Source organism: Streptomyces sp. NPDC048419, assembly GCF_043200415.1.
In the GTDB taxonomy this organism is placed as follows: Bacteria; Actinomycetota; Actinomycetes; order Streptomycetales; family Streptomycetaceae; genus Streptomyces.
The window spans coordinates 325,287-339,293 of the sequence record NZ_JBICXT010000005.1; the positions used below are offsets into that span (position 1 = coordinate 325,287).

Annotated in this window: 12 protein-coding genes; 7 read left to right on the forward strand and 5 right to left on the reverse strand. The window is 68.4% G+C overall.

The window, feature by feature from the left end; all coding sequences use genetic code 11:
- Positions 1-4 precede the first annotated feature (4 nt).
- The 4 genes from ACGFYN_RS14275 to ACGFYN_RS14290 all read left to right on the forward strand — a co-directional run bounded on the left by ACGFYN_RS14275 (position 5) and on the right by ACGFYN_RS14290 (position 3,187).
- Positions 5-568: a hypothetical protein gene (locus ACGFYN_RS14275; RefSeq protein WP_393866102.1), complete on the forward strand. Its 564-nt coding sequence runs from the start codon at positions 5-7 to the stop codon at positions 566-568.
- 2 nt (positions 569-570) lie between these two features.
- Positions 571-1,005 (forward strand): DUF3592 domain-containing protein, encoded by a 435-nt coding sequence (locus tag ACGFYN_RS14280; protein WP_393866103.1) that lies wholly within the window; start codon positions 571-573, stop codon positions 1,003-1,005.
- Positions 1,002-1,397 carry a hypothetical protein gene (locus tag ACGFYN_RS14285; RefSeq protein ID WP_393866104.1) on the forward strand — a complete coding sequence of 132 codons (396 nt, stop codon included), beginning with the start codon at positions 1,002-1,004 and terminating at the stop codon, positions 1,395-1,397. Before ACGFYN_RS14280 ends, ACGFYN_RS14285 begins: the two co-directional genes overlap by 4 nt.
- Positions 1,398-1,495: 98 nt before the next feature.
- Positions 1,496-3,187, forward strand: a complete 1,692-nt coding sequence (locus tag ACGFYN_RS14290) for a chitinase (RefSeq protein ID WP_393866105.1) — start codon at positions 1,496-1,498, stop codon at positions 3,185-3,187.
- A 77-nt stretch (positions 3,188-3,264) separates the two neighbouring features.
- On the opposite strand, the gene ACGFYN_RS14295 is transcribed toward ACGFYN_RS14290, so the two are convergent.
- The 5 genes from ACGFYN_RS14295 to ACGFYN_RS14315 form a co-directional block, all read right to left on the reverse strand.
- Positions 3,265-3,675: an Imm50 family immunity protein gene (locus tag ACGFYN_RS14295; protein ID WP_393866106.1), complete on the reverse strand. Its 411-nt coding sequence runs from the start codon at positions 3,673-3,675 to the stop codon at positions 3,265-3,267.
- Positions 3,665-4,162 (reverse strand): Imm50 family immunity protein, encoded by a 498-nt coding sequence (locus ACGFYN_RS14300; protein WP_393866107.1) that lies wholly within the window; start codon positions 4,160-4,162, stop codon positions 3,665-3,667. Before ACGFYN_RS14300 ends, ACGFYN_RS14295 begins: the two co-directional genes overlap by 11 nt.
- Positions 4,152-8,525, reverse strand: a complete 4,374-nt coding sequence (locus ACGFYN_RS14305) for a DUF6531 domain-containing protein (protein WP_393866108.1) — start codon at positions 8,523-8,525, stop codon at positions 4,152-4,154. The genes ACGFYN_RS14300 and ACGFYN_RS14305 overlap by 11 nt, the downstream gene beginning before the upstream one ends.
- 11 nt (positions 8,526-8,536) lie before the next feature.
- Positions 8,537-8,848 carry a hypothetical protein gene (locus ACGFYN_RS14310; protein WP_393866109.1) on the reverse strand — a complete coding sequence of 104 codons (312 nt, stop codon included), beginning with the start codon at positions 8,846-8,848 and terminating at the stop codon, positions 8,537-8,539.
- A gap of 152 nt (positions 8,849-9,000) precedes the next feature.
- Positions 9,001-9,786, reverse strand: a complete 786-nt coding sequence (locus ACGFYN_RS14315) for a class E sortase (protein ID WP_393866110.1) — start codon at positions 9,784-9,786, stop codon at positions 9,001-9,003.
- Positions 9,787-10,071: 285 nt separating this feature from the next.
- On the opposite strand from ACGFYN_RS14315, the gene ACGFYN_RS14320 reads away from it, so the two are divergent.
- From ACGFYN_RS14320 to ACGFYN_RS14330, 3 genes are all read left to right on the forward strand, one after another.
- Positions 10,072-11,544, forward strand: coding sequence for a beta-1,6-galactanase (locus ACGFYN_RS14320; RefSeq protein ID WP_393866111.1), 1,473 nt, complete (start codon positions 10,072-10,074; stop codon positions 11,542-11,544).
- A 100-nt stretch (positions 11,545-11,644) separates the two neighbouring features.
- Positions 11,645-12,850, forward strand: a complete 1,206-nt coding sequence (locus tag ACGFYN_RS14325) for an MFS transporter (protein ID WP_393866264.1) — start codon at positions 11,645-11,647, stop codon at positions 12,848-12,850.
- A 48-nt stretch (positions 12,851-12,898) separates the two neighbouring features.
- Positions 12,899-13,909 carry a hypothetical protein gene (locus tag ACGFYN_RS14330; RefSeq protein ID WP_393866112.1) on the forward strand — a complete coding sequence of 337 codons (1,011 nt, stop codon included), beginning with the start codon at positions 12,899-12,901 and terminating at the stop codon, positions 13,907-13,909.
- The last annotated feature ends 98 nt before the right edge of the window (positions 13,910-14,007 follow it).

The window sequence follows — 14,007 nt, forward strand, 5'->3', positions numbered from 1 at the left end:
GCTGATGAAGACCCGCCGTACGTTCCTGGCCGCCGGCCTGCTGACCGCGTTCCTCGCCGGGTGCGGAGGCGGGGGCTCGAACTCCGCCTCGGTGCCCGGTGGTTGGGGGACGCTGAAGACGAAAGGCGTCGACGTGTCGTATCCGAAGGGCTCGGGCGGGTACCGGGAACAGTCCGACGCCGAGCGGAGCAAGTACAACGCCGCGGCGGCCGTCCGCACGGAGAACGGAAGGACGGTCTCGATCATCACCGTCCAGCTGAACTTCACTCAGGCGAACTCGGCGGAGCAGGCCGCGATCGCCGCCGAGGCCGGCATTCAGATGGGTGCGAGGGTCAAGGGCGACGAGGATGTGAAACTGGCCGGCGCGGACGAGGCCAAGCGGATCGACTTCCGTTTCAAGTCCGCCGGCCAGGACGGCGATCCGCCCAAGGGCACTCCGGTCAAGGGCGTGATCCTGACGGGTCTGGACTCCTCGGACAAGACCTTCGCGGTCCGGATCGACGCGGTCGAGGGCAAGCTCTCGGACGCGGATTTGAACAAGATCGTCAAGTCGGTGGAGGTGCACTAGCCGTGCACGTACCGGGCGGTGGTTACGTCGTACTCGTCCTGCTCATCGCCCTGTTCGGGGCGATCGCGCTGAAGTACGCCCGAAGGCTGGTCACGGTGGCGCGGGTGCTGCGCCGCGGGGTGCGCACGTCCGGGGAGTGCGTCCGCGTGGAGACCGAGCCGTACAACCGCTCGGACGCCACCCGCCACTTCTTCGCCTTCCGTACGGCCGACGGCACACGGGTCGAGTTCGAGGACCTGGCGGGCCTCTCGACCGACGAGGGCACCCCGGTCACCGTCACCTACGACCCCCACGATCCGCAGGCGACCGCGACCGTAGCGGGCCGCGGCAGCTGGTCCCCGGTTTTGCAGTCCCTGGCCCTCACGGCGGGCTGCGGCCTGGCGGCGCTGGGCTTCACGATCCTGCTCTGCCACGAGGCCCTGGGAGGCGGCCGATGACACTCGTACGCTCCTGGGCCGCAGGCGTGCTGGTACTCGTCGTCACGGAGTACATCCAGGTCAGAGCGGTGCACGACAACGTGGCGGGCCCCGAGGGCGTCGGCTCCTTCGGCGCGGCGCTGATCTTCGTCCACATCCCGAACCTGCTCTGCGTCGTCCTCGCGACCTGGGCGGCCGCGCGGGTGCATCCCGAGCCGTGGCGCCGGGTGCCCGGGCGCCATGTGGCGGCGGCGTGCGCGGTGCCGGCGGCGGGGCAGCTGCTGACGCTGTCGCTCCGTCCCGACCTGGTGACCGTGTCGAGCCTCGCGCTGTGGATGTCGACGGGGGTGCTGCTGGCGGGGTGCTCGATGGGGCTGCTGCTGGACAAGTGGTGGGAGGGCCGGGAGGCGTGAGGATCCCGCCCGCGCACCCGTGACCGAACGCCTGCGAGTGTGAGGGAAGTTGGTCTGGACCTCTTGACAGCTCAATTGGTCTGGACCAACTTATTGTCATGTCCCCACGCAGAAGATCGGCCCGGCTCTGGGCCTCAGTGGCCACCGTCGCCCTCGCCCTCACATTCGCGGGCTCGGGCCAGGCGTCCGCAGCGGACGTCAACAACGCCAAGAACGCCGGCTTCGAGTCCGGCCTCGGCAACTGGACGTGCAGCGCGAACAGCGGCACGACCGTCTCCTCCCCGGTGCACAGCGGCGCGGCCGCGCTGAAGGCGACGCCGGCCGGGCAGGACAACGCCCAGTGCAGCGAGTCCGTGGCGGTGAAGCCCAACTCCACGTACACGCTGAGCGCCTGGGTGCAGGGCGGCTACACGTACCTGGGCGTGACCGGCACCGGCACGACCGACGTCTCGACGTGGACCCCCGACTCGTCGGGCTGGAAGCAGCTGTCGACGACCTTCACCACCGGTGCGTCGACGACCTCGGTGACGGTGTACACGCACGGCTGGTACGGCCAGGCGCCGTACTACGCGGACGACATCTCGGTGTACGGCCCGGACGGGGGCGGCGGCACCGACCCGGCCCCGACGGTGCCGGCGGCGCCGACGGGTCTGTCGGTCTCGTCCACGACCTCGACCTCGGCGTCCCTCGCCTGGAGCGCCGTCTCGGGCGCCACCGGGTACAACGTCTACCGCAACGGCACGAAGGTGACGGCGGTGACGGGAGCGTCGGCGACGGTGACCGGCCTGACGGCGTCCACCTCGTACTCGTTCCAGGTAACGGCGACGAACTCGGCGGGTGAGTCGCCGAAGTCGGGCGCGGTGACCGCGACCACGGCCGCCGACGGGGGGAACGGAAACGTCTCGCTGCCCAAGCACGCGGTGACGGGCTACTGGCAGAACTTCAACAACGGCGCGACGGTCCAGAAGCTCTCGGCCGTCTCCTCCCAGTACGACATCATCGCGGTGGCCTTCGCGGACGCCACGACGACGCCGGGCGCCGTGACCTTCAACCTGGACTCCGCAGGCCTCGGTGGCTACACCGTCGACCAGTTCAAGGCGGACATCAAGGCGAAGCAGGCCGCGGGCAAGAAGGTCATCGTGTCCGTGGGCGGCCAGAACGGCACGGTCTCGGTGAGCGACTCGGCATCGGCGACGAACTTCGCCAACTCCGTGTACTCGCTGATGCAGGCGTACGGCTTCGACGGCGTGGACATCGACCTGGAGAACGGCCTCAACGCGACCTACATGTCGCAGGCGCTGCACTCGCTGGCGTCGAAGGCCGGCTCGTCCTTCGTGCTCACGATGGCACCGCAGACGATCGACATGCAGTCGACGTCGAACTCGTACTTCCAGACCGCGCTGAACGTGAAGGACATCCTCACGGTCGTCAACATGCAGTACTACAACAGCGGTTCGATGCTGGGCTGCGACGGCAAGGTCTACAGCCAGGGCTCGGTCGACTTCCTCACGGCCCTGGCCTGCATCCAGCTCCAGGGCGGCCTCTCCCCCTCCCAGGTGGGCCTCGGCCTCCCGGCCTCCACCAGCGCGGCGGGCAGCGGTTACGTCTCCCCGACGGTCGTGAACAACGCCCTGGACTGCCTGACCAAGGGCACCGGCTGCGGCTCCTTCAAGCCGTCCAAGACGTACCCGGACCTGCGGGGCGCGATGACGTGGTCCACGAACTGGGATGCGGCCGCGGGTAGTTCGTGGTCGAACTCGGTGGGGGCGCACGTGCACGGACTGCCGTAACCGGGAGCGTCCAGCGCGCCTCTGCCCGCGTCTGCGCGGGCAGAGGCGCGACGTTCTTGCTCGCTGCTGGCTACTCGCTACTCGCTGTCCGAGGCGAGATAGGCACGCGACTTCGCCAGCCGGACCGCGGACGCCCGAAAGACGATTCCGGACGCCTCGGACCCGAGGGACACCTGGAGCAGCTGTCCGCCCTCAACGGCGGCCACCCCGACCTGCCGAGCCTCTGCGGACCCCCAGCCGGTGACCCGAAGGCCCGTCACTCCGGTGAAGGCGAGATAGAACTCAAAGGCGTTGAGCCCCTTCTCCACCCATTCCGGAGGCGGATCGACGGGGAATTGACGAGTCTCGAACCCCAAAGTCGCCGAGTTGCCCCGCTCATCGAAGTGCACATAAAAGAGACGACACGCATCCGGCGCGGGCGGTGCGTCACCGTACACAGCGTTCAGAACGTCACCCGAAGCAAGCAGCCGCCGCCAGTCAGCGTCCATAGAACTTGTATTCCTCCGCTCCGGGAAGGCACTCGTACAGCCGTGCATCCAGCTTGCTCAGGTAGCGATGGGGACCGTTGTCCGTGCCGTCCGGATGCAACTTAAAAGCACTCACGTGGCTGAGCTTCGCAAGCTCATGGCACTCCAAGCTCAATGAAACCCCGGCCCCTTCGACGGCAACACGCATACGCCGGGCGTCGCCGTACGGCTCCATGCTCACGTCACCCGTCGTCGGCGGGATCCAACGGGTGAGAGAAATCTCCGTCACGTCCATGAACGCAAGCTGGCACTGGACCGCGTCCATACCTGCTTCGAGCCACTCCTGGGGCGCGAATTCCGGAAAGGCGGACAAGTCGACGCGCAGTGTGACTGTGGGACCACTGGGGTTCAGATTGATGGATCTGATCGCGACGCCACTCAGGTCGGGAATGCTGCCGTAAAGCGACCGGAGCGCATCCGGATTCACCAGACGGCTTTCAACGGTCATAGTAGTAGTGCTCCTCACAGCCGGGAACCTGCCCGTTCCGGGTGTCCTCGAACGGCCTCACATGGACATGCGGCCCCTGATATCCGGGTTCACCCGGCTTCTGGTGCCCGAACCAGTGGTCCTGGAAGACTATGAGGTCCTCGCCGTTGGGGTGCTCGTACGTCTCCTCCGTGTAGTAGATCATCTGGCCGTCCTCCCCCTTCAACTGCTTGCCACCCTGATACTCCGGAGTGGTGGCCTTCACCCAGTTGTCGGTCTCGAGAGGCTCCGCGCCCTCCGGGATACCGGCTTCCCTCAGGGCTTTCGCCTTGGCCTCCTCGAACGTCCGGCCGACGGGTTCGCCGCACCCGGGGGTCAGGCCGAGGGGGTCTATCCAGCTGTGGGGATTGGGGACGTAGGCAACAGGGTTCGGGGCAGGCGCGAGACCAAGAGGATCAGCCGTGAGGTAGCGCGCCGTCTCAGGGTCGTAAGTACGGAAATAGTTGTAGTGCAGGCCAGTCTCGGGGTCGTAATACTGACCCGGAAAGCGAAGGGGGGTATAAGCCGTCGCATCCACATTCCATGCGGTGATGCCCCAGAGCGTCGCTCTCGTACGCCAGGCTATGTCGCCCGATTCACCCACGAGTTCTGTGGGGGTGCCGACAAGATCGGTGACGATGGCGAAGAAACGCTGGTCGATCTCCTCTTGCGGAGCACGTACGTCGACGATGCGTTCTGTCTGAGCGAGTGGACGCGTCCCGTCATGGTCCCAGGTGAGTACCGTCGCATGAGCCTGGTCCTGCGTCGCGGATATCTGCTCGCAGAGGGTATGTCCGTCCCAGGTGAACGTCGTCTCCTCCAAGACGCTCTCACCATCGGTGGCGAGACGCTGTTTGGCGACTCGACGGCCCAGCGGGTCGTAGAGATAGCGCCAACGCGTCCCGTCAGGAGTGATGACGGATGTCAGCCTGTCCTCGGCGTCCCATGAATAGCGCCAGGTATCCGGTTTGCGGGACAGACGGACCTTCTGCCGCAGCACGATACGGCCGGCGTCGTCGTGCTCGTAGCGGACACTTCCGGCACGCGTGATCTGGGTGCCTTCATATGTTCGCCGTCCCGTTGCCTCACGGCCCGGACTGCTGGCGGGCCAGTCCCCGAAGGCCTGGTTTCCGGCCTCGTCGTACGCATAGGTCTCAGTCCACTCCCTGGCGTGAACGGCGGTGACGCGACCGCCTGCGTCGAGGTCGAACCGGCGACTGCCGGCCAACTGGTCGTCGACCTGTACCAGGGCACCGTCGGGCCGATAGGTGAACGCCCGCCGCTGAACCGTCTCTGCGTCCGTGAGCACGCTCTGCGTGGCGATGCGGCCCGCCTCGTCGAAGCTATGGGCCAGGGTTATTCCTCCGCCCAGGTGCCGGGCGACCTCACGGCCCACGGTGTCACGCTCGAAGCCGATGGACCGCCCTGCGACAGCGAGTTCGGCCACGCGGCCCGCCTCGTCGAACCGCCATTCGCTGGTCGCTCCGGTCGGCGTGGTACGCCCGACGCGGCGGCCGAGGTCGTCGTAGGCGCACTGGAGCGCACGGCCGTTCACCGTCTCCAAGCGCCGTCGGCCACGCTCGTCGAGAACGAGTGCCACTGTGGCATCGGGACCGCTCGCGTGAATCAACCGGCGGGACGGGTCGTAGTCGAAGGTGGTGACCTGTCCTTCGACATCCTTGCGGACCATCTGACCGAGTGTGTTCCTCGTGTAACGCACCGTCTGTCCGCATGCGTTGGTACGGGCCGTGAGGAAACCAGCGGCGTCCAGGCGATATTTACGGGTGCGGCTGTCGAAGTCGGTCTCCGCGACGATGCGCCCGGCAGCGTCGTATTCGTAATTCCAGGTATGCCCTGACGCGTTGACGACCTTCATGAGCCGCAGTTCCGTGTCATGGACGAACTCATGACGTACGCCGTCAGGGTCCGTACGTGCGGCGACCAGGTCGAAATACGTGTATTCGAAGGCGGTGCTCCCGCCGACGGGATCGGTGTGGCTGACGCAGTTGCCCTCACCGTCGTACGCCCATGTCTCGACGGCACCGTCAGTTGCCACGCGCCGCACGAGCCACCCTTCGACCGTCCACTCTCTGCGTGAAGTCGCCCCGCCCGCATCGGTGACGGTCACCGCCCGCCCGAACACGTCCCGGTCGTAACGAGTGGTCTCGCCAAGTGCGTTCGTGGCCTCCAGTGGCAGACCCGCCGCGTTGCAGCGGACGCGGGTGACATATCCGAGGGGATCGGTGACGGCCACCAGACGCCCATGTCCGTCGTACGTGCGGCGGGTGACGGCGCCTGCCGGGTCTGTCACCGCAGTACGGTTGCCCCGCTCGTCGTACTCCTGCCGCCAGGTAGCACCACCCGGCAGGTTCATCAGCACGGGCCGGCCGGCCTCGTCGTACTGGGTGATCAGCTCGTGCTCGTCCGGACGCACGACCGAGATGATGCGGCCATTCGAATCGTACGTGTACCGCGTGACCTGGCCGAGCGGGTCGGTGATCGCGACGAGTCGCTGCTCCGCGTCCCATTCCTGGGTCGTGGTGTTGCCGAGTGGGTCGGTCTCGCGGGTCAGGCGCAGGTTCTCGTTGTGTTCGTAGAGGCGGGTGTGGCCGAGGGAGTCGGTGACGCGGGTGGTGCGGGTGGCGTCGTCGTAGGTGAGCGTGGAGGCCAGGGCGTTGCCGGTTCCGCCGGTGGCGATGACCCGGCCGTGGTCGTCGTAGCGGTATCGGTAGGTGGTGTCGTTGCGGTCGGTCCAGGAGGTGATGCGGCCCTCGGGGTCGTAGGTGTAACGCATCGGCAGGCCGGAGGAGTTGAACTCCTCGGTCAGCCGGCCCTGCTCGTCGTAGCCGAAGGTGAGCAGGGTGGTGCCGGGGCGTCCCGGGTGGGCGGGATCCAGCAGGCGCAGGCCGGTGATGCGGGAGCGGGCCCGGTCGTGGTCCAGGGCGACGTGGTAGCCGCCGGAGTGCACCACCGCGGAGGGGATGTCGCCCTCGGCGTAGACGATGGTGATGCGGTTGTTGTTGCGGTCGGTGATGTGCTGCAGCGGCAGGTCCACCGCGGTGTCGCCGGCCGCCGCGACCGGGGAGTGGAAGACGTGGACCAGGCCGGTGTCCGGGTCGTGGACGCGGAGGGCGCCGTCGATCTCCGTATCCCAGGACAGGGTCAGGCGGGAGCCCGGGGTCAGCGGGCGCACCGGCTGGTCGGCTTCGGGGTCCAGGAGGGGGAAGCACAGGCGGGCGCCGTCCGCCGCCGCGTACACGAAGCCGTCCTCGTCCGCCTGGACGCGCTGGTCCAGGGTGGACGCCCAGGACGGCCCGAACCAGCCGCCCCACCGGTAGGAGGACAGGTGCGTGCGTTCCAGGATCAGCGGCAGCACGCCCGGCAGGGACACGTCCGTGCGGGGCAGGGCCATGTCGCCGGTGGCCACGTCGATCGGGTCCCGCACGAACTTCTTGACCAGGTTGCGCACCGAGGCGGGCAGCTTGTCGAAGCCCGGGTTCAGCTTCAGCCGTTCGAAGGCCGCGCAGTCCAGCCCCATCGACCTGCTCAGCTTCGCCAAAGCGGCCGGGCCCAGCGCTTTGAGGCCCTTGCCCAGCGCCTTGCCCAGCACGCCGAAGCCGACGCCCAGCACCGCGCCCTCGGCCAGGATCCCGGCCAGCTTCTCCGGATCCTTGAACGCCCCCGGATTCTCCAGCAGGGTCTGGAACGCGGTGAACTCCAGGCCGCCCTTGGCCATCTTGGCCACCTCGGCGACCCCGCGGATCTCCTTGAGCGCCTTCAGCGCCCGCTCCACCCCGCGGATGACCTCCATCACCCCGCGCACCACCGACCCGAGCGCGGTGCCCTCCTCCTCGATCCGGCCGATCAGCGCCACCACCTTCAGCGCCCGCTCGCCCGCCATCAAGGTGGAGGCCACCTCGGAGGCACCCGCGGTCAGGATCGACAGGGCCAGGCCGGCGATCTCGAACTCGGCGATCTCCGCCAGCATCACGCCGATCTCGGACAGCAACTCGTGCGCCTTGTCCGCGAAATCGTCCAGCGCCTTCGCGCCCTCACGCAGCGAATGCGCCATCTCCGTGGCCTGCTTACGGGCCGCCTTGGACCGCTTGGTGAACGCCTTGGCCGCCTTGCCCTCCCACTCCACCCCGTGCAGCGCCCGCTCCGCAGCTGTCGCCGCGTCGTCCAGACCGGTCGCCAGGTGCCGCCACTTCTTGGCGATCTCCCGCACCCCGTCCGGATCCACCGCCGGATCCGAGATGCCCAGAAACTCCAGACCGCTGGCGACACTGTCGCCGAACATGTGGTTGAACTTGTTGATGTAGTGAAAGGGGTTGAGGTCGACCATGGTGCTGCCGCTCAGCCCTTTCCGGCCTGCGCCGCGGCCGCGATCAGCACATCCAGCAGGTCGAACGCGGTGGAGACGTCACCCATCAGCTTGGCCTCCGCCTCCCACTCCTCGTCCAGCTGTTTGGTCAGCTTGACCAGGGTGGTCATGCCCTTCTCTATCTCGCCCTTCGCCCCCAGCAGCGAGCCCAACGCGCCCAGCGCGTCCAAGTCGCGCGACTGCGCCTCGAACTGCTGCAACGGCTTCGCCGTGTGATGCCCCACCCCACGCAGCCCCGACGCCGCCTTGTGCAGCGACGTCGCTTCCTTCTTCAGGTCCGACACCCGAACCAGCCCCCCGTGCCCCGTACACCCAACACGTCAATTGCTTCACTCTGTGCACATGCCAACCCCACGACACTAGGGAGAGCAGGTATCCCAGAGGTATGACAGACACCAAGACGGAGTAAAGATCGCCGATCGGTGGACGGAGGTCCTCAGGACCTGGGCCGCATCGACACCAGCACCCCCCACACCACCAGCCGATACCGCGATGTGTACTCCGGAGTGCACGTCGTCAGGGTGATGTAGTAGCCCGGCTCGCTGTACCCGTACCGCGGTTTGACGATCGAGCGCGGGATCGGCCGTACGACACCGGAGTCGCGGGACGACGTCTGCGGCAGGGTCTTGTCGACGACGTATGTGTACGTCGCGCTCCTGGTCTCCACCTGCACGACGTCCTTGGCGCGCAGCCGGTTGATGTACCGAAAGGGCTCGCCGTGGGTGTTGCGGTGGCCCGCGAGGGCGAAGTTGCCTGCCTGGCCCGGCTGTTGGGTGCCGCGGTAATGGCCGACGTACCCCTTGTTGAGGACGTTCGGCTTGCTGACGCCGTCGGCGACCGGGACGCGGAGGCCAAGTCGGGGGATGGTGAGGACGGCGTACGCCTGGGACCACGTGGGGCGGGGCTGCCGCGCGGCCGCGGGCCGTTGACGGCCGGCGCCGGTGTCCGCGTGCTGCTCGGACGAAGGCGCAGGCGCAGGCGACGACACCGGCGTAGCGGACGCGTCACCGTCGGAGCCGCCCGAACCCCACTGCCGCTCCAGCGACTCCACCTTCCGCTCGGCCCCCTGCCGCGCCTCCCGGTTCGTCCACCACAGCTGCTGGACGACGAGGAGCAGGAGCACGACGCCCGCGGTGACAAGGAGTTCGCCCCCGGTCCACCACACCCGCCGGCGCCGGGCCAGCCGCCGTCTGCTGCTGTGCTGCACGACCGGAACGCGCATCCGTACGCCTCCTTCACCGGGCCGCCCGCACAATAAGGGCAGCTCCCTCAAGTCACCAGGCCCGTAGGCAGGTCCGCACGCCTCGTACAAGTCGCAGCCGGTGAGGTCCGGCCGTTCGGACTTCGTACATAGGTTTTAGAAAGCCCTGTCAGAACCCTCGACAACCCCACACGCCACACCCGATGCTTCCTCGTGAAACGACCCGCACGACCCGCACGGCGCCTGTCCGACCGGCGCAAGTGCCACAACTGTCATGAACGGGACCTGCAGCGAAGCGGAGAAGTCATGATCCGACGCAGAACCCTGCTGACCGCGGCGGGCGGCACCCTCCTCGGCAGCGCCCTGGCGACCGGCACCGCACGCGCGGACGCCACGGTCTCGGTCAATCCCGGTACGTCGTACGGCACTTGGGAGGGCTGGGGCACGTCCCTCGCCTGGTGGGCCAACGTCTTCGGCGCGCGGGACGACTTCGCCGACATCTTCTTCACCACCAAGTCCACGACGTACAACGGCACTTCACTGCCGGGCCTCGGCCTCAACATCGCCCGCTACAACCTCGGCGCCTGCAGCTCGAACACCGTGAACGGCGAGAGCATGGCCGCCTCCGCCAACATCCCCCCGTTCAAGCAGATCGAGGGCTACTGGCAGGACTGGAACAACGAGGACCCCACCTCCTCGGCCTGGAAGTGGACGGCGGACGCCACCCAGCGCGCGATGCTGACGAAGGCGGTGGCCCGCGGCGCCACCACCGAGCTCTTCGCCAACTCCCCCATGTGGTGGATGTGCCTGAACCACAACCCCTCCGGCGCCTCCGACGGCGGCAACAACCTCCAGTCCTGGAACTACCGCCAGCACGCCTCCCACCTCGCCGCGGTGGCCCTCTACGCCAAGAACAACTGGGGCGTGAACTTCGCGACGGTGGAGGCCTTCAACGAGCCCTCGTCCTCGTGGTGGACGGCGACCGGCACCCAGGAGGGCTGCCACATGGACGCCACCGTCCAGTCCGCCGTACTCCCCTACCTGCGCAGCGAGTTGGACAAGCGCGGCCTGACGGGCACCAGGATCTCAGCCTCGGACGAGACCAGTTACGACCTGGCCCGCACTACCTGGAGCTCCTTCTCCTCCACGACGAAGGGCTACGTCAACCGCGTCAACGTCCACGGCTACCAGGGTTCGGGTGGCCGTAGGGACCTGCTCTACACCGACGTCGTCACGGCGGCCGGCAAGGCCCTGTGGAACTCCGAGACCGGCGACAACGACGGCACGGGCATCACGCTGGCCGGCAACCTGCTCTACGACTTCCGCTGGCTCCACCCCACCGCCTGGGTCTACTGGCAGGTGATGGACCCGTCCTCGAACTGGGCGATGATCGCATACGACGCGAACACGCTGCAGCCGGGCGCCATCACGACGAAGTACTACGTCATGGCGCAGTTCAGCCGCCACATCCGCCCGGGCATGAAGATCCTCGACACGGGCGTGAGCAACGCGGCGGCGGCCTACGACGCGAGCGCGAAGCGCCTGGTGATCGTGGCGGCCAACACCTCCACGTCCGCCCAGACCTTCACCTTCGATCTCGCCAACTTCTCGACGGTGAACGGCGGTTCGGCCGGCCTCGTGCCCCGCTGGAACACGGTGACGACGGGCGGGGACCTGTACAAGGCGTACTCGGACACCCACCTGAGCGGGAAGACGGTCGCGGTGCCGTTCGCGGCGAAGTCGGTGCAGACGCTTCAGATAGACGGGGTCGTGATCTGACATCGGCGATGTCGGCGACACCGGCGGCGTCCGCACCGAAGTGGAGACGGTGCGCGTCACCGGTACGCCCGGCTCGGCCCGTACGCCCGGCTCGGCCCGGATGCCCGCCGGACTGGTCGCTCTCGCCCTCGGCGGGTTCGGGATCGGCCTGACCGAGTTCGTGATCGCCGGACTGCTCCCGCAGGTGGGCCGCAGCCTCTCCGTGTCCGAGGCCGCGGCGGGATGGCTGATCTCCGGCTACGCCCTGACCGTCGCGGTCGGCGCGATCGCGATGACCGCCGCGACGGCCGGTCTGCCCCGCAAACCGGTCCTCACCGGACTCGTCGTGCTCTTCGTCCTCGGCAACCTCCTCTCCGCCCTCGCCCCGAACTACCAGGTCATGCTGCTCGGCCGGATCGTCGCCGCCCTGTGCCACGGCTCCTTCTTCGGCATCGGCTCGCTCGTCGCCCGCCGTCTGGTCGCCCCGGAGCGGGCGTCGAGAGCGGTGGCCGTGATGTTCGCCGGCCTGACGGTCGCGAACGTGCTGGGCGTCCCCTTCGGCGCCCTCGTCGGCGACAAGTGGGGCTGGCGCGCCACGTTCTGGGCGATCACCGGGATCGGCGTGCTGGCCGTCGCCGCGATCGCCGTACTGGTCCCGGCCTGGGCGGGAACGATTCCGGCGGACCCCGGGTCCACCGCACGGGGCTCCGTACGCACCCAACTGCGGGCCATGCACTCCCGCCAGGTCTGGCTGACCCTCGCCGCCACGGCACTCGGCTACGGCGGCATGTTCGGCGCGTTCAGCTACCTCGCGTACACCTTCACCGAGGTCACCGGCTTCTCGAACAGGGACGTGGCCTGGCTGCTGGTCGTCTACGGCACCGGCCTCGTACTCGGCAATCTCCTGGGCGGCAGGGGCGCGGACCGCAACCGCGATGCCACCCTGCTGCTGTCCCTGGCCGCCCTGACCGTCACGCTCGCGATGTTCGGCCTCCTGGCGGCCGGCCCGACGGCGTCCGTGATCCTCGTCTTCTTCACCGGCGTATTCGGTTTCGCCCCCGTTCCCGGCATGATCACCCGGGTCACCGACCACGCCCACGGAGTCCCGCTGGCCGCGAGCGCGAACGTATCGGCGTCGAACGTAGGCAATGCACTCGGCGCCTGGCTGGGCGGCCTGGCCATCGGCGCGGGCCTCGGCTACACCGCTCCGCTCTACGTGGGAGCCGCCATCGTCGCGTCCGGCCTGCTGACGATGGCCTTCACGGCCCGTGACGCGAGCCGCCGCAACCCGGACCGCATCGTGGCCGAGCAGCGAACGGACTGCTGACCAGCACTTGCCTCTTCTTTGTCACTGATCGGCAGTACGGTTTCCCTCATGCGCCCCGACACGCCAGCCGAGAACGCTGACCACACCGCCGAAGCGGCCCGCCTGGAGCGGACCGCGGGCCTGTACCCAGAGGACGCCGAGGCCCTGCTGCTCCAGGCCGCGGCCCACCTGGAGCTGGCCGGCGACCGCCCCGCCGCGTCCACGCTCTACGACCGCCTGCTGTCCTCCGCGGACGGCCTGGAGAAGCCACTTCTGGTACGGGCCCTGAAGGCCTCGAACCTGTGGGAGTACGGCCACGAGGCCGAGGCCCGCGCCATCATCGACGGCGTCCGCGCCTCGGCCCCGCGGGACCCGGCGCCCTGGGTGATCGTGGCGGAGGCGCTGGAGTCGCACGACGAGCTGGAGGCGGCGCAGGAGACGTTCACGGAGGGCGCGACCCTGCTGCTCTCGGACGTGCCCGAGCCCCCGTACGCCACGCACCCGCTCCTCTTCGGCCGCCATCGCGTACGGCGGATGCTGGGCGCCGAGCACGACGACTGGGACGTACTGGCCGACACCCTCCACTCGGCCCCCGTCTCCCTGGACGAACTCCACGACCCCAAGCGCGTCTGGTCCCTGGGCTCGGAGAACCCACAAGAGCTCGCAGCGGAAATCTCCCGCCTACAGGCCGAACTGGGCGCCTACCGCGAGGCGTTGTCCCGCCCGTTCCCGGTGGCTGTCCTGCACTGGCCGGCACCGGAACTGACGGAACTGGTCGAGGCGTACCCATCCCTTTCCGCCGAGTACCCCTCCCACGAGGAGCACCTGTCGACGATAGAGGCGTCTCTCCGCGAACTCTCCGCCTCCGGCACCCCGAACCTGGGCATCGTCACGGGAACGGTCCCGTCGTACGAGGCCTTCGCCGCCTCGGAAGCCTCCTCCCCGGCGGACGTCGACCTCCTCCCGCAGTACGCGACGACGCTCGCGGCGCGGGGCCGGGCGGAGGAGTGGCCGCCGCAGCGGGGGGCGGTTTGCTGGTGCGGGTCGGGGCGGGCGTATGAGGGGTGTCACGGGGTGTAGCGCGGGCTGGAGCGGCCGGCGTCAGGGCCGGCCACAGGCCGATCGCCGAAGCGACGCGCAGCGCCCTTGATACAGGCCGAGGAGACAAAGCACTGCCA